Consider the following 15640-nt stretch of genomic DNA (forward strand, 5'->3'; position numbering starts at 1 on the left):
GCAACTACCTCGAAGGATATCGATCATGAAACTGTACTACTCCCCCGGCTCTTGCTCGCTGGCCATCCACATCGTGCTTCGCGAGGCCAACGTGCCTCACGAACTGGCCAAGGTCGACCTGTGGCAGCACAAGACCGCCTCGGGCGGCGATTACTTCCAGATAAACCCGAAGGGCACGGCGCCCGCCCTCGAGTTCGAAGGCGGCTTGCTGACCGAAGGCGCCGCCATCAGCCAATACCTCGCGGATCGCTACGCCCCAACGTTGGTGCCAGCCAACGGAACGTTGGAACGCAGCCGTTTGCACGAGATACTGAATTACCTCTCTTCGGATTACCACAAGTCCTTCACCCCGCTGTTCTACCTGTCCCCTTCGGACGACCCCACGGCCGCGCAGCGCCCAGTGATAGCCAAAGTGGCCTACCTGAACAACCTCCTCGCGGACGGCCGCCCATACATCCTGGGTGACGAGTTCACCGTCGCGGACGCACATCTCTTCGCCCTTACGCGCTGGTGCCCCCAATTCGGCATTTCGCTGGCCCCATTCCCAGCCTTGATGGATTTCATGGCCAGGATTGCAGCCCGTCCGGCAGTCAGGGCCGCGCTACAGGCCGAAGGACTGGAGGAACACCCCGACCAGTGCTGAGCCCTCGCTAGGTACCGGTTCTACGCGGACTGACGCCAGCGCTAGCACAGACGAGACCCGTGGCTGGGTTTCGCAGCCGACGTCAGCCCCCCTGGACTTTCCTGAACGCGTCCCGCTGCTCGAGGCGGACATCCTGGAGATCGATATGTCGAAGAAAATTCTTGTTCTAGGTGCGACGGGAACAGTCGGCAAGCCGTTAGTCGAAGGCCTGCTGGCCAAGGGAGAGGCCGTCAAGGCCGCTTCCCGCGCAAATCGGAAAATGGATGGAGTCGAGAGTACGCCCTTCGATTTCGGCAAACCGGAAACCATCGCCACCGCCCTGGAGGGTGTGGATCGCACTTACATGCTCCTGCCCGCCGGCTACCTGAACGTACGCGATCTGCTCCTGCCGTTCGTCGAAGCCGCCGCAAGCCGCAAGGTGAAAATAGTCTTCCAGAGCGCCTTTGGCGTGGATGCGAATGACGCCAACCCCATGCGCCAAATGGAAATCCTGCTGGAGAAATCCGGCACGCCCCATGTGAACTTGCGGCCGAACTGGTTCTCCGACAATTTCCATCACTTCTGGAAAGCCGGCCTCGACCAGGGGCAGATCGCCTTGCCAGCCGGTGATAGCAGGACCAGTTTCATCGATGTGCGCGATATTGCGGCCAGCGCCATCGCCGCGCTCACCTCAACCGCTTTCGACGGCAAAGCATTCAACCTCACCGGTCCCGAAGCGCTCAGTTATGCCGATGCCGCGGCGATCCTGTCCGAAGTGACCGGCAAGCCCGTGCGATACGCCGCGACATCGGACAAGGCGTTCATCGACATGCTGGAGAACAACGGTGTGCCCGCCGCCAATGCGGCGCACATGGCCTCGATCTTCCACCCGGTGCGCCAAGGCTGGATGAGCGTAGTGACCGACGATGTCATGAAGCTCACCGGCAAGAGACCGCGGACACTGCGGGAATACGCACAAGACAAGGTCGCCGCCCTGACGGCCTAGGGCCGGGCCGCGACGCCTTGGGCCTCGAAAGTCGCTGGCGCCAACCAAAAACGCCTGGGGGCACCAGCATAACCTCTGTTTTTCCAGGTTGAACGGGAGACGACCGTGTCCATGCAATTTTCCAAAGACCATTACTGGGTTCGCCTCGCCGACACCCTCGATGGCCACGCTATCGACAGCGTTGTCGTCGGCGTCACCCCACGGGCACTGGACGGCCTGGGCAACCTGATTTCGGTGATCCTGCCCAACGTCGGCGAGACGTTGGCGCAGGGAGCCGCCGCGGCCGAGATCGAGTCGGACAAAGCGGTGACGAACCTGTACACCCCCGTCTCCGGCGAAATCATCGCCGTCAACGCGGCCTTGCGCGACACCCCGACGCTTGCCAACACCGACCCGTTGGGCGCCGGCTGGTTCTTCAGGGTCAAACTCAGCAACCCGGGGCAACTGGATGCGCTGCTCGACGAGAAGGCTTATGCCGAACTGTTCTGGGCCCCGTGACGACCGATTGGCTGGCCGGCACTGCGCTGGCGGCGCGATAGCCGCGGCAGACCTCCATACAGCCTCAACCTGTGGACTCCAACCATGACACTCATGAACTGCGATCCGGCCACCGGCAGTTGCCGGATTCCCGACGCTGCTCCCATCCTCCCCCAGGGGGCGAAGCAGGCCCCTGGCGGCGAAGTCACGCTCAGGTACATCGGCGACCCCATGTGCTCCTGGTGCTGGGGTATTTCCTCCACGCTCGAAGAACTCGCACGGTACTGCGAACAGAAGGGTATCGGCTTCACCCTCACCATGGGCGGCCTGCGCGCGGGCGGGGGCGACGCATGGGGGCCGGAGTTCCGGGAGTTTCTACGCCGGGAATGGACCCATATCGCCAAGGTCACCGGTCAACCATTCGGTTTTTCCCTGCTGTCGGCAAAGCATTTCGACTATGACACGGAGCCTGCCTGCCGAGCCGTTGTGGTCGCCGAGCAAATGCTCGACCAGAAGCGGCCTGTCGCCTCCGCGACCCTGGCATTTTTCTCTGCCGTGCAGCGCAAGTTCTATGTCGAAGGCGAGGACCCCAAGAACGTGGACTTTTATAGATCCATTTGCGAAGACGCTTCGCTATCGTTCGAAGACTTCCGCGCGCATTTCGCCACTGCCGCTGCACGGCAAGCCGTCTATCGGCAATTCGCCCAGTGTGGAGAGTGGGGCGTACGCGCATTCCCCACCCTTCTGCTTGACCTGGCTGGTGATCTGAAGCAACTGAGTTCAGGCGCCACCACAGCGGCAAGCGTGATCGAACGGATCGAACATCTGCTGGGCGCGCGCACCGACTGAACATCCGGGCCGGCGAGGCGGGTGGCGCAATGCACGGCCCGCCAACAGCATTCTGCGGGCAGGGTTCACCGTCCTCCTTGCAACAGTCCCCGCTGCCCCCTGGCGCCGTTCACCCGTGTCGATGCGACAACGCCAGCGCGAAAGCCCCTGCCAGACTCTCTGCGCTCCGGAATCCGGGGCCTGGAACCATCGCGAAATAAAAAAACCCGGTCGAACACGCGGGGGGAAGGGGTTCGACCGGGTGCTGCGTCCAATCACCGGAGCGTTGGCAGAGGGACGCAAAGGGAAGTGTTCGTTTCCAGCGCCTGCAGCATCCGCTCGCGGGCTCGCGCCAGGCCTTTCTCACGGAACTCCGGGCCCATGTTCATGCCCTCCGCGTGGATGAAGGTGACGTCGTGGATGCCGACGAAGCCCAGCACCTGGCGCAGATAGGGCTCCTGGTGGTCGAGACCGCCGCCGGCGTAGATTCCGCCGCGGGCGGTGAGAACGAAGGCGCGCTTGCCCTGTAGCAGGCCTTCCGGCCCCTGCTCGGCGTAACGGAAGGTCAGGCCGGCGCGCAGCACATGGTCGAACCAGCTCTTCAGGCTGCTGGGAATGGCGAAGTTGTACATCGGTGCCGCCAGCACCAGCACGTCCGCTATCCGCAACTCCTCGGTCAGGCGATTGGAACGCTCGAGGGCGCGCCTTTCCGCAGCGCTATGGCCATCGCAGGGGGTGGTCCAGGCTCCCAGCAATAATTCATCGAGGTGCGGCAGCGGCTCGCGCGCCAGGTCGCGGACCTGGAAGCGATCAGCGGGATGCGCGGCTTTCCAGTGGGAGATGAATTCCGCCGTCAGCAAGCGGGAAACCGAGCCCCGTTGGCGGGCACTGCTCTCGATAACCAGGACACGGGACATGACTCGACCTCCACCCACTGCGATACAACGATGAAGGTGAGGGTAGAGAATGATTAATCGATTAAAAAGTTGAAAAAACCGCTGTTAAATATCGACCATATTGATTTATAAACAGGCAACACCTAGTCTTTCGGTGAGAGAACGCTCTATTTCGCGATCTTGCAGGTCAGCTTGATCCGCAACTTGATGATGTCGCGGCCGAACTGCGCGGTGAAGTTGCTGTTCTGCCCGGGCTGGATCACGCCCTTGCGCACTTTCGGGGTCTCCGGGCCGTTGCGGAACACCGCCGTGCATTCCGCCGCCTGGCCACCCAGGTTGGTGAGGAGGATGGCGCCCATGTCGCGACCGATGTCCTGGGTGCTGTAGGAGACCTCGGTGCCGTTGAGTTGCGGGTCGACCTCGATCGGATAGGCGAAAGCGGACAGGGGCAGCAGCGATAGTGCGAAACAGCAAAGCCTTTTCATGGCCGGACTCCCGGTAGCGACAGATGGAAAAATGGCAACACCCTGAAAACCACGGCATCCCGTACGTCAAGAGAATGGACAGCCATCCCGTACAGGATGCCGACGACACGATAAGCGAAGTCGCCCCTCCGGCGCACTCGTCATCGCCTGCCGGCCGCGGAAACGCCGGCGAGGCATCCCTGCATTCGAGGAGGCGGAAATGAAAGCGCCACGCGTAACCCTGGACCAATGGCGGACCCTGCAGGCGGTGGTCGACCACGGCGGCTTCGCCCAGGCCGCGGAAGCCCTGCACCGCTCGCAATCGTCGATCAGCTATACCGTGGCGCGCATGCAGGAACAGCTCGGCGTGCCGCTGCTGCGCATCGACGGACGCAAGGCGGTGCTGACCGAGGCCGGCGAAGTGCTGCTGCGCCGCTCGCGGCAACTGGTCAAGCAGGCCGGGCAACTGGAGGAACTGGCCCACCACATGGAACAGGGCTGGGAGCCCGAGGTGCGTCTGGTGGTGGACGCCGCCTACCCCACCGCGCGGATCGTCCGCTCGCTGTCCGCCTTCATGCCGCAGAGCCGCGGCTGTCGCGTGCTGCTGCGCGAGGAAGTGCTCTCCGGCGTCGAGGAAGCGCTGATCCAGGGCGCCGCCGACCTGGCGATCAGCGGCCTCATCATTCCCGGCCACCTCGGCGCCGACCTCAGCGTGGTCGAGTTCGTCGCCGTGGCCCACCCCGACCATCCGCTGCACCGCCTGCAACGCGAGCTGACCCACCAGGACCTGGAAACCCAGATGCAGGTGGTGATCCGCGACAGCGGCCGGCTACAGCCGCGCGACCACGGCTGGCTCGGCGCCGAACAGCGCTGGACGGTGGGCAGCCTGGCTACCGCGGCGACCTTCGTCGGCAACGGCCTGGGCTTCGCCTGGCTGCCGCGACACATCATCGAGCGCGAACTGCAGAGCGGCCAACTCAAGCCGCTGCCGCTGAGCCAGGGCGGCGTGCGGCAGAGCCGCTTCTACCTCTACACCAACAAGGAGAAGCCGCTCGGCCCGGCCAGCCAGATCCTCATGGAAATGCTCAAGTCGTTCGCCAACGTACCGCTCAACGCGCCCTTCGCGGCGCCCGAACCGGCCGCCGAGTGAACGCAGATGCCTGACTTCCAGCACCGCGACTGCACCCTCGTCTACGACGACCATCCCGGACCCGCCGAGCGCGCGCCGGTCCTGCTGTTGCACGGTCTGGGTTCGAGCGCCCGCGACTGGGAATACCAGTTGCCGGCCCTGCTGGGCCGCTACCGCCTGCTGGTCCCGGACCTGCGTGGCCACGGCCGCTCCGGCAAGCCGCGCGGCGGCTACAGCATGGCCGGCTTCGCCGATGACTGCGCGGCGCTGCTCGACCGGCTCGGCTGCGGCCCGGTGCACCTGGTCGGCATCAGCATGGGCGGGATGATCGGCTTCCAGTTGGCCTGCGACCGCCCCGACCTGCTGCGCAGCCTGACCATCGTCAACAGCACTCCGGAAGTCATCCCGCGCAAGCCCCGCGAACACCTGGAAGTGGCCAAGCGCAGGCTCCTCTCGCGCCTGCTCAGCCTGCGGACCATCGGCCGCGCCCTCGGCCGGCTGTTGTTTCCCAAGGCGGAACAGGCCGGGCTGCGAGAAAAGATCGAGGCGCGCTGGGCGGAGAACGACAAGCACGCCTACCTGGCCAGCCTCGACGCGATCATCGGCTGGGGCGTGCAGGAACGATTGGCCGAGATCGCCTGTCCGACCCTGGTGATCAGCGCGGATCGCGACTACACGCCGGTATCGCTGAAGCAGGCCTATTGCGAGCGGATCGCCGACGCCCGCCTGGTGGTGGTGGAGGACTCCCGCCACGCCACGCCGATGGACCAACCCGAGATTTTCAACACCACCCTGCTCGGCTTCCTCGCCGATATCGATAAAACCAAGGAACAACCATGCTCAAACGTCTCCTGATCGCCACCTGCACCCTGCTCTTCGCCGGTTCCCTGCTGGCCGCCACGCCTGCCGCCAAGCCGCACGTCCTGATCGCCACCAGCCTCGGCGAGATCGAGGTAGAACTCGATCCGACCAAGGCGCCGATCAGCGTGAAGAACTTCCTCGAGTACGTCGACAGCGGCTACTACGACGGCACCCTGTTCCACCGCGTGATCCCGGGCTTCATGGTGCAGACCGGCGGCTTCAGCGCCGGCATGCAGGAGAAGAAGACCCGCGCACCGATCAAGAACGAGGCCGACAACGGCCTGCTCAACGAGCGCGGCACCCTCGCCATGGCCCGCACCGGCGTGGTCGATTCGGCCACCAGCCAGTTCTTCATCAACCTGACCGACAACGACTTCCTCAACCATGGTGCCCGCGACTTCGGCTATGCCGTGTTCGGCAAGGTGGTGCGTGGCATGGGCGTGGTCGACCAGATCGCCAAGGTTCCCACCACCCGCCGCAACGGCTTCGCCGACGTGCCGAGCGACGACGTGGTGATCCTGTCCGCCAAACGCCTCTGAGTCCAGCCGCAGGGGCTTGATCCGGCGGGCCCAGGACGGGCCCGCTCCAGAAAGAGCCATCATGCTTTATCGTCGTTTCGAACGTCTGATCGACCCGTTCCGCAGTGCTTCCGAACGCATGCCGCCCAGCGAAGTGCTGCGTTTCTATGTCTACTTCCTGCGCCAGGTCTGGCCGGTGTTCCTGGCCCTGCTGGCGGTCGGCCTGATCGTCGCGCTGATCGAGGTGGCGCTGTTCAGCTATCTCGGTCGCATCGTCGATCTCGCCCAGAGCACGCCCAGCGCGGAATTCTTCCGCGTGCACGCCAACGAACTGATCTGGATGGCGGTGGTGGCGCTGGTCCTGCGCCCGCTGTTCAACGCCCTGCACGACATGCTGGTGCACCAGAGCATCAACCCGAGCATGACCAACCTGATCCGCTGGCAGAACCACCGCTACGTGCTCAAGCAGAGCCTCGGCTTCTTCCAGAACGATTTCGCCGGACGCATCGCCCAGCGCATCATGCAGACCGGCAACTCGTTGCGCGATTCGGCGGTGCAGGTGGTGGACGCCCTCTGGCACGTGCTGATCTATACCGTCAGCGCCCTGGTGCTGTTCGCCGAGGCCGACTGGCGCCTGATGATCCCTCTGGTGCTGTGGGTGTTCGCCTACGTCGGCGCCCTCGCCTACTTCGTTCCCCAGGTCAAGCGCCGCTCGGTGGAGGCCTCGGATTCGCGCTCGAAGCTGATGGGGCGGATCGTCGACGGCTACACCAACATCACCACGCTGAAGCTGTTCGCCCACACCCGCCAGGAAGAGGACTACGCCCGCGAAGCGATCGGCGACCAGACCCTCAAGTCGCAACGCGCCGGGCGCGTAGTGACCTCCATGGACGTGACCATCACGGTGATGAACGGCGTGCTGATCACCGGCACCACCGGCCTGGCCCTGTGGCTGTGGAGCCAGGAGCTGATCTCGGTGGGCGCCATCGCCCTGGCCACTGGGCTGGTGATCCGCATCAACAACATGTCCGGCTGGATCATGTGGGTGGTCGGCGGCATCTTCGAGAACATCGGCCAGGTCCAGGATGGCATGCAGACCATCGCCCTGCCGCGCAAGGTGGTCGACCGCGAGGACGCCCAGCCGCTGCGGGTAGAGCGCGGCGAGGTGGAGTTCGAGCACATCGCCTTCCACTACGGCAAGGGCAGCGGCGTGATCCAGGGTCTCGACCTGAAGGTCCGGCCCGGCGAGAAGATCGGCCTGGTCGGACCTTCCGGCGCCGGCAAGTCGACCCTGGTCAACCTGCTGCTGCGCCTGTACGACCTGGAGAGCGGACGCATCCTGGTCGATGGCCAGGACATCGCCGGGGTGACCCAGGAAAGCCTGCGCGCGCAGATCGGCATGGTCACCCAGGACACCTCGCTGTTGCACCGTTCGATCCGCGACAACCTGCTCTACGGCCGGCCCGGCGCCAGCGACGCGGAACTCATGGAAGCGGTGCGCAAGGCTCGCGCCGACGAGTTCATCCCGCTGCTCAGCGACGCCGAGGGCCGCCGCGGCTTCGACGCCCATGTCGGCGAACGCGGAGTGAAGCTCTCCGGCGGCCAGCGCCAGCGCATCGCCATCGCCCGGGTGCTGCTCAAGGACGCGCCGATCCTGATCCTCGACGAAGCGACCTCGGCGCTGGACTCGGAAGTCGAATCGGCGATCCAGGAAAGCCTGGAGACCCTGATGCAGGGCAAGACGGTGATCGCCATCGCCCACCGCCTGTCGACCATTGCGCGCATGGACCGCCTGGTGGTGCTGGACAAGGGCCACATCGCTGAAAGCGGCACGCATGCCGAGTTGCTCGCCCATGGCGGCCTCTATGCGCGCCTCTGGCAACACCAGACCGGCGGCTTCGTCGGCGTCGACTGAAGCCTCGGCACCGGGCGGCGGCTCGCGCCGCCCGGCCTGGGTGACCTTGTCAAAGGCTCTGCAACGGGCCTTTGCGCGGCAATCATCACCGCCGTCGATCTCGACTAACACGCGCTTCGATTTTTTCCGCCAGCGAAACGGTGTTCTTATCGAACCCGTGCCCCGGCTCGATCCCGACGCCTGCCGCATCGTCCCCGTCCACCTGGCGTCGGCCACGGACGACCAAGGATGCCAGTGCTCGGTACCGGGGGTTTCGCCCCATCGCTACGGAGAATCACAGAATGAAACTTGCCTCTGTCGTGTCCGCCGTCATCACCAGCCTCGCCCCCATGGCCTTCGCCCAGGACGTGGACAAGGACCCGGGCCGCGGCCTGCCGGTCGAGGAATACCACTACGGCATGCAACTGGACGTGAAGAATGTCCTGCACCGTACCGACAATTCGACCAGGACCGGCGTAGTGCCGGTGACCGTGGTCTACGAGGACCATAGCGGCGAGCTGCACAAGATCCGCTTCCTCGAATGGGGCGGCAGCACCAGCAACGGCTGAGCGGACGCCACGCCCTATCGTTCCGGCCCCCTTCAGGCCTGGCGGTAGGGCAACAGGCCGTGGGCCTCCTCGGCGTAGGCGCGCACTCCCGCCCGCTCCTGTTCGAGGAACTGCGCCACGGCATCGCGCAGACCGGGATGCGCCAGGTAGTGCCAGGAGCGCGTCAGCACCGGCTCGAAACCGCGGATCAGCTTGTGTTCGCCCTGGGCGCCGGCGTCGAAGCGCGCCAGGCCGGCGCCGATGGCGAATTCCAGGCCCTGGTAGAAGCAGGTCTCGAAGTGCAGCCGGTCGAACTCGGCCAGGCATCCCCAGTAGCGCCCGTACAGGGTGTCTCCAGCGACCAGGCTGAACGCCATCGCCACCGGCTTGCCACGCTGGTGGGCGAAGACCACGCGGATCGCCTCCGGCATGCGCTCGGCCAGCAGGCCGAAGAACTCGCGGCTCAGGTAGGGATCGCGGTCGCGCACCAGGTAGGTGTTGGCATAGCAGAGATAGACGAAATCCCACTCCAGTTCGGACAACTGGCCGCCTTCCCGCCATTCGAACTCGATGCCCTGTCCGCCGACCTGTTCGCGCTCCTTGCGCAGTTGCTTGCGCTTGCGCGAACTGAGGGCCTCGAGGAAGTCCTGGAAGTCCCGATAGCCGCGGTTGTGCCAGTGGTACTGGCAGCCCAGGCGTTCGAGCCAACCGTCACGCGCGGCAAGCAAGGTGTCCGCCCGGGCGTCGGTGAAATTCACATGGATGCTCGACAGACCGCTCGCCTCGGCCTCCTCGCCAAGGGACGCGAGCAGCCCCTGCAACCCTTCGTCCTCGCCCAGCAGGCGCGCACCGGCGACCGGGGTGAAGGGCACCCCTACCAGCAGCTTCGGGTAGTAGCGGATACCGGCCCGCTGGCAGGCGTCGGCCCAGCTCCAGTCGAACACGTATTCGCCGTACGAGTGCGCCTTCACATAGGCCGGCAGCGCCGCGCTCAGGCGCCCTTGCGGATCGCGCAGCACGCGATGGGCCGGGCGCCAGCCGGTGGCGGGCGTCACGCTGCGGCTGTCTTCCAGCGCGGACAGGAAAGCATGACGCAGGAATGGCTGGGCGGGAGGCAACAAGGCGTCCCACTCGGCGGCGTCGATATCGGCAAGGGTGGCGAGCGTCTGGATCGGCATGCGCGCCAGTCTGGCGCGAGACGCAAGGCAAGTGAAGCCGGTCGATGGAAAAAAAGCGCCCGGCGGACCCCGCGATGAAACCGCCCTTCACCAAGCGAAGGCTTCGAACCATCCTACGTAGAGCGCATGACGCCAACGGCGTTATCCGCCGATACCCGTCGCAACGGCGGATAACCGCGATGCGGTTATTCGCCCTACCCCAGGGCGGAGCGAAAGCAGGGAAACCCTCCGCGTAGGGCGCATAACGCCGGAGGCGTTATCCGCCGATACCCGTCGCGACGGCGGACAACCACGACGGCATTCCCGGTCGGGCCCTAGATCATGCCCAGCAGCAACAGGACCAACAGCACCACCAGCAATGCGCCGACGATCCCCGAGGGTCCGTAGCCCCAGTTGCGCGAATGAGGAAAGACCGGCAGGCCGCCGATCAGCAGCAGGATCAGGATGATCAGAAGAATCGTACCGAGACTCATGGGCGTCGCTCCTGTTCGGCTCATGGGGCAAAGGGCGGCAGATTCCGCCCTTGTAGTTCTCGACCCCCGCCGAGCAACGAAGATTCAATAAATTCGCGCCCTCCAGCCTCAGTGGATGACCTTGGGCGCCGGCCCCTTGAGCAGGCGCATGAACATCAGCGCCACCGCCTGGGCGTCGCCGAGGGCGGTATGGCGACCGCTGACCGGCACATCCAGGGCCCGCGCCAGGGTGTCGAAGCGCAGGTCGATGTGTGCGTCGGGAAAATGCCGGCTGATCTTCCGGTGGTACAGCGACGAAATCTCGATGGAAGGGTTGTGCAACTGTCGGTCGAAGAGCTGGCGCAGGTGCCGGTTCAGCACGGCGACATCGAACGACAGGTAGTAGCCGAGCAGCGGCCGGTCGCCGATGAACGCCAGCAACTGGCGCAGGGCCTGCTCCAGCTGCAACTGTCCCTCCAGGTCGGCGCGGCGCAGCTTGTGGATGCGGATCGACTCCGCGTCCAGGCTCGGCGGCGGCTCGACGTAGAGTTCCAGGCGCTCGCCCATGACCAGTTTGCCGCGCCGCACCAGCACCGCGCCGATGCTGAGGATGTCGGCACGACGCGGGTCGAGGCTGGTGGTTTCGAGATCGAGGGAGATCACTTCCTCCGCCTCGACCGCCTCGTGCATCCACCAATACAGCCGGCGGCGCCAGCCCGGCCAGCGGCTGTCGGGCAACTTGACCATGGTGTTCATCGGGTCTCCAGGTGGAATTGACGGGCCACGCTCTGCTTGAACTTCTTCACCACATGCAGGCCGTAGCGCAGCATGTCGCGATCGTGGCGGCTCATGCCGCTGACGTCCAGGCCCTGCTGGCGACCGTCGCGTTGGCCGGCCAACTGGCGGGTCAGGCGCAGTTGCAGGAACAGCTCGAAAGACTCGCTCAGGTCGTCCGCCAGGCGCGCTTCGAGGACCTTGTGTCGCTTCAGCGCCTCGATCCGTGCCAGGGTCCCGCGGGTTTCCAGGCCTTCGCGCAGGGCCAGGGTGCGGATGCCGTGGACGATGGGGAAGATCCCGCCGCGCTTGAGATCGAGGCGGGCGTCCTGGGTCTTCAGTTGGCCGAGGAAGGTCAGCGGCGTATCGAATTGCAGGGCCGCTGCCGCGATATCCGCCAGCCAGCGCTCACCGCCGTCGGCGAAACCGCGCAGTTGCCGACGCAACGGCTCGAACAGTTGCAGGTTACCGGCCACCGGCCAGGCATCGGCCAGGATCGACAGGCGCAACAGCTGCTCCGGCTTGCCCTCCAGCAGCGTCCCGCGCAGCTCCGCCTGCCAGGCCGCCAGCGGCTTGCACCATTCCGGCCGACTGGCCATCACCCCTCCGGGACAGGGCGGATAACCGAACTCCAGCAAGGCCGCGCTGAAGCGCTGCATCATCGCCAGGGCCTGTTCCTGCGGCAGATCGTCGGCCAGGACCAGGGCATTGTCCTGGTCGGTCTTCAGCAACTGCTCGCCGCGTCCTTCGCTGCCCATCACCAGCAAGCAGCAGCGCCCGCGCAGGGTTGGCGGCAGCAACAATTCGAAAAGCCGTTCGAGCAATTGCTCGTTGAGCGCGCTGACCAGCTGCATGATGAAGCGCAGGCGGATACCGTTGCCGGCCAGGGTAGCGATCAGGGTGTCCAGGGTTTCCGCGCAGCGGCGCAGGTCGCCGAGGTCGTCGGCGCGGGCGATGCGCAGCGCCAGGACGTGGGAATGGGTGGAGAACAGGCTGAGCACCTGGGTCAGGTGCAACAGGCCGATCACCTGGCCGTCCTCGGTGACCGCGACCCGCTCGATACGCTGGCGCGTCATGAGGATCATCGCGTCGAACAGGAAATCGCCCAGTTCGACGCTGGCCAGCGGACCATGGGCCAACGGCCCGATCGCCTCCAGCTCGCTGCGCCCGTCGCGGAAGTGCGCGCTCATGAGGTCGGTGCGGGTGACGATGCCGAGCTCGGGCCCGTCCCTCTCCAGCCGCACCAGCAGGGCATCGGCGCCGTGGCTCAATTGCAGGCGCGCGGCGTCGCCGAGGGACAGCGAGGCCTCCACCTCCAGCGCCGGCAGCAAGTGCTCGCGGGCGATGCGGGTAAGGATGAACTCGGCCAGGTTCTGCCCGTCGCGCTGGGCCAACTGGCGCTTGGCCGCCAGGTCGGCCTGGAAGAAGCGGGCGAACCCCGGGTTCTCCCCGCACAACTGGTGGAAGCAACTGGCCGGCAACTCGTAGACGATGCTTTCCTCGATCGCCAGGTAGCGGTGCTTGCTGCTGCCGGAGAACAGCCCGCGGACGTCGAACAGGTCGTCCGCGGCGTATTGGGCGAATACCCGCCCGTCGTCGCCGCGCTCCTCGACCACGCCCTTGAGCAGGACGAACAGCCCGGGGACCGCCGAACCGGCCTCCAGCAAGGTTTCCCCCGGCGCGTAGTAGCCTACGCTGAGGGCCTGCTTGAGGGTCTCGCGCTGATGGGGACGCAACTGGTCGAAGGGCGGCGAGGCGAAGTTGAAACTGTCAGGCATGGCTCATCTCGCTGTGACCGGGACGCTGAAACGAAAGGCGGCGGACCGGAAACCCGGCCGCCGCCTCGGGCTACGCCTTCACGTAGCGCTTAGTGGGCCACCGCGCCAGAGGCGCCCAGGCCGGTCTGGGAACGGATGAACTGCGGGAAGAAGCGCGCCCGCTCCTCGTCGGCCGCCGCCGACTTGTCGGTGATGGAGAAGAACCAGATACCGACGAAGGCGACGATCATCGAGAACAGCGCCGGGTACTCGTACGGGTAGATGGCTTTCTCGTGGCCGAGGATCTGCACCCAGATGGTCGGGCCGAGGACCATCAGGCCCACCGCGGTGATCAGGCCCATCCAGCCGCCGATCATGGCGCCGCGGGTGGTCAGCTTCTTCCAGTACATGGAGAGCAGCAGCACCGGGAAGTTGCAGCTGGCGGCGATGGAGAAGGCCAGGCCGACCATGAAGGCGATGTTCTGCTTCTCGAAGAGGATGCCGAGCACGATGGCGACCACGCCCAGGGCCACGGTGGTCATCTTCGAGACCCGCAGCTCGTCCTTCTCGTTGGCCTTGCCGCCCTTGAACACGCTGGCGTACAGGTCATGGGAGACGGCCGAGGCCCCGGCCAGGGTCAGCCCGGCGACCACCGCGAGGATGGTGGCGAAGGCCACCGCCGAGATGAAGCCGAGGAACAGGCTGCCGCCCACCGCGTCGGCCAGGTGCACCGCCGCCATGTTGTTGCCGCCGATCAGGGCGCCGGTGGCGTCCTTGAAGTCCGGGTTGGTGCTGACCAGCAGGATCGCGCCGAAACCGATGATGAAGGTCAGGATGTAGAAGTAGCCGATGAAACCGGTGGCGTAGAACACGCTCTTGCGCGCTTCCTTGGCGTCGCTGACGGTGAAGAAGCGCATCAGGATGTGCGGCAGCCCGGCGGTGCCGAACATCAGCGCGAAGCCCAGGGAGAATGCCGAGATCGGATCCTTGACCAGGCCGCCCGGACTCATGATCGCCTCGCCCTTCGGATGCACCTTGATGGCTTCGGAGAACAGCGTGCTGACGTCGAAGTTGACGTGCTTGAGCACCATGATCGCCATGAACGAGGCGCCGGAGAGCAACAGCACGGCCTTGATGATCTGCACCCAGGTGGTCGCCAGCATGCCGCCGAACAGCACGTAGAGCACCATCAGGATGCCCACCAGGACCACTGCGACATGGTAGTTGAGGCCGAACAGCAGCTCGATCAGCTTGCCGGCGCCGACCATCTGCGCGATCAGGTAGAACGCCACCACCACCAGCGAGCCGCAGGCCGACAGGGTGCGGATCTGCTTCTGCTTGAGACGGTAGGAGGCGACGTCGGCGAAGGTGTACTTGCCCAGGTTGCGCAGGCGCTCGGCGATGAGGAAGAGGATGATCGGCCAGCCGACCAGGAAGCCGATCGAGTAGATCAGGCCGTCGTAGCCGGAAGTGAAGACCAGCGCCGAAATACCCAGGAAGGATGCCGCCGACATGTAGTCGCCGGCGATCGCCAGGCCGTTCTGGAAGCCGGTGATGCGGCCGCCTGCGGCATAGTAGTCGGCCGCCGAGCGGTTGCGCTTGGATGCCCAGTAGGTGATGCAGAGGGTCGCGCCGACGAAGGCGACGAACATGACGATGGCCGAGACGTTCAGCGGCTGGCGCTGCACGTCGCCGGTCAGCGCGTCGGCCCAGAGGGCCGGAGCGAAGGCCGCAAGGCCGAGCGCGGCAAGGAGACGAGCGATCATTGCTGCGCCTCCTTGAGGATTTCCTGGTTCAGGCTGTCGAACTCGCCGTTGGCGCGACGCACGTACAGGCCGGTCAGGATGAACGCGGCAAGGATCAGTCCGACACCCATCGGGATACCCCAGGTCACGGACGAATCGGGACTGATACGCGCGCCCAGCAGCTGCGGCTGGAAAGCGATCAGCAGGATGAATATCACGTAGAGGCCAAGCATGATCGAAGAAAGTATCCAGGCGAAACGCTCTCGCTTGGCCACCAACTCCTTGAAGCGCGGATTGGTATCAATCCGCTGGTAGATGCTGTCGTTCATTGTTTTTATCCTCACAGCGGGGTGACGCGGAATGTCGTCGATATCCACTGTAGGACGCTGGTGCAAGCGCTCCAGACGACTTTAGTCGTAGCGTTTCGCCAGCCGCTCTAGACCGGTATTCCCGGGCCTTCCGGCAGATTCCGGAGCCAGCCTTCGGCAAGG

17 protein-coding genes are annotated in these 15640 nt (G+C 65.2%); 9 read left to right on the forward strand and 8 right to left on the reverse strand.

Annotation, left to right across the window (positions count from 1 at the left end; genetic code table 11):
• The first annotated feature begins 25 nt into the window (after window positions 1-25).
• The 4 genes from M6E97_RS09355 to M6E97_RS09370 all read left to right on the forward strand — a co-directional run bounded on the left by M6E97_RS09355 (window position 26) and on the right by M6E97_RS09370 (window position 2954).
• Entirely contained in the window at window positions 26-643 is a 618-nt protein-coding gene (locus M6E97_RS09355) for a glutathione binding-like protein (protein WP_003091520.1), read from the forward strand.
• 145 nt (window positions 644-788) lie between these two features.
• A complete protein-coding gene (locus M6E97_RS09360) occupies window positions 789-1628 on the forward strand; it encodes an SDR family oxidoreductase (protein WP_033938787.1) in 840 nt (279 codons plus the stop codon).
• A 111-nt stretch (window positions 1629-1739) separates the two neighbouring features.
• Window positions 1740-2126 carry a glycine cleavage system protein H gene (locus tag M6E97_RS09365; protein ID WP_003109187.1) on the forward strand — a complete coding sequence of 129 codons (387 nt, stop codon included), beginning with the start codon at window positions 1740-1742 and terminating at the stop codon, window positions 2124-2126.
• Window positions 2127-2210: 84 nt separating this feature from the next.
• Window positions 2211-2954: a DsbA family protein gene (locus M6E97_RS09370; RefSeq protein ID WP_003109186.1), complete on the forward strand. Its 744-nt coding sequence runs from the start codon at window positions 2211-2213 to the stop codon at window positions 2952-2954.
• A gap of 254 nt (window positions 2955-3208) precedes the next feature.
• Here the strand turns inward: M6E97_RS09370 and azoR3 are convergent, their stop codons facing one another.
• Together azoR3 and M6E97_RS09380 are read right to left on the reverse strand one after the other, a co-directional pair.
• The gene (azoR3, locus tag M6E97_RS09375; protein WP_003091530.1) at window positions 3209-3850 is read right to left on the reverse strand and encodes an FMN-dependent NADH-azoreductase AzoR3; all 642 of its coding nucleotides are present in this window, start codon (window positions 3848-3850) and stop codon (window positions 3209-3211) included.
• Window positions 3851-3996: 146 nt separating this feature from the next.
• Entirely contained in the window at window positions 3997-4314 is a 318-nt protein-coding gene (locus M6E97_RS09380) for a hypothetical protein (RefSeq protein ID WP_003091533.1), read from the reverse strand.
• A 199-nt stretch (window positions 4315-4513) separates the two neighbouring features.
• Here M6E97_RS09380 and M6E97_RS09385 point away from each other — a divergent pair, with 199 nt between their 5' ends.
• From M6E97_RS09385 to M6E97_RS09405, 5 genes are all read left to right on the forward strand, one after another.
• Window positions 4514-5443 (forward strand): LysR family transcriptional regulator, encoded by a 930-nt coding sequence (locus M6E97_RS09385; protein ID WP_003091534.1) that lies wholly within the window; start codon window positions 4514-4516, stop codon window positions 5441-5443.
• Window positions 5444-5449: 6 nt separating this feature from the next.
• Window positions 5450-6277 carry an alpha/beta fold hydrolase gene (locus M6E97_RS09390; protein WP_033938789.1) on the forward strand — a complete coding sequence of 276 codons (828 nt, stop codon included), beginning with the start codon at window positions 5450-5452 and terminating at the stop codon, window positions 6275-6277.
• On the forward strand, window positions 6259-6822 hold the full coding sequence (gene ppiA / locus M6E97_RS09395) for a peptidylprolyl isomerase PpiA (RefSeq protein WP_003109185.1): 564 nt from the start codon (window positions 6259-6261) through the stop codon (window positions 6820-6822). Before M6E97_RS09390 ends, ppiA begins: the two co-directional genes overlap by 19 nt.
• A gap of 61 nt (window positions 6823-6883) precedes the next feature.
• Window positions 6884-8716, forward strand: coding sequence for an ABC transporter ATP-binding protein (locus M6E97_RS09400; RefSeq protein WP_003091539.1), 1833 nt, complete (start codon window positions 6884-6886; stop codon window positions 8714-8716).
• Between the two features lie 281 nt (window positions 8717-8997).
• Complete coding sequence (locus M6E97_RS09405; RefSeq protein ID WP_003091540.1) at window positions 8998-9264, forward strand: DUF2790 domain-containing protein; 267 nt, start codon at window positions 8998-9000, stop codon at window positions 9262-9264.
• A 32-nt stretch (window positions 9265-9296) separates the two neighbouring features.
• On the opposite strand, the gene M6E97_RS09410 is transcribed toward M6E97_RS09405, so the two are convergent.
• The 6 genes from M6E97_RS09410 to M6E97_RS09435 form a co-directional block, all read right to left on the reverse strand.
• Complete coding sequence (locus tag M6E97_RS09410; RefSeq protein ID WP_003091541.1) at window positions 9297-10421, reverse strand: GNAT family N-acetyltransferase; 1125 nt, start codon at window positions 10419-10421, stop codon at window positions 9297-9299.
• A gap of 314 nt (window positions 10422-10735) precedes the next feature.
• Window positions 10736-10894 (reverse strand): DUF3309 family protein, encoded by a 159-nt coding sequence (locus M6E97_RS09415; protein WP_003091542.1) that lies wholly within the window; start codon window positions 10892-10894, stop codon window positions 10736-10738.
• Window positions 10895-11002: 108 nt separating this feature from the next.
• Window positions 11003-11629 carry a 3'-5' exonuclease gene (locus M6E97_RS09420; protein WP_033938790.1) on the reverse strand — a complete coding sequence of 209 codons (627 nt, stop codon included), beginning with the start codon at window positions 11627-11629 and terminating at the stop codon, window positions 11003-11005.
• Complete coding sequence (locus M6E97_RS09425; RefSeq protein ID WP_003116398.1) at window positions 11626-13425, reverse strand: cyclic nucleotide-binding/CBS domain-containing protein; 1800 nt, start codon at window positions 13423-13425, stop codon at window positions 11626-11628. The genes M6E97_RS09420 and M6E97_RS09425 overlap by 4 nt, the downstream gene beginning before the upstream one ends.
• 89 nt (window positions 13426-13514) lie before the next feature.
• A complete protein-coding gene (locus M6E97_RS09430; RefSeq protein ID WP_003091546.1) occupies window positions 13515-15170 on the reverse strand; it encodes a cation acetate symporter in 1656 nt (551 codons plus the stop codon).
• Window positions 15167-15478 (reverse strand): DUF485 domain-containing protein, encoded by a 312-nt coding sequence (locus M6E97_RS09435; RefSeq protein ID WP_003091547.1) that lies wholly within the window; start codon window positions 15476-15478, stop codon window positions 15167-15169. The genes M6E97_RS09430 and M6E97_RS09435 overlap by 4 nt, the downstream gene beginning before the upstream one ends.
• Window positions 15479-15640 lie beyond the last annotated feature (162 nt).

Origin of the sequence: Pseudomonas sp. B111 (assembly GCF_026428275.1) — a bacterium.
In the GTDB taxonomy this organism is placed as follows: domain Bacteria; phylum Pseudomonadota; class Gammaproteobacteria; order Pseudomonadales; family Pseudomonadaceae; genus Pseudomonas; species Pseudomonas aeruginosa.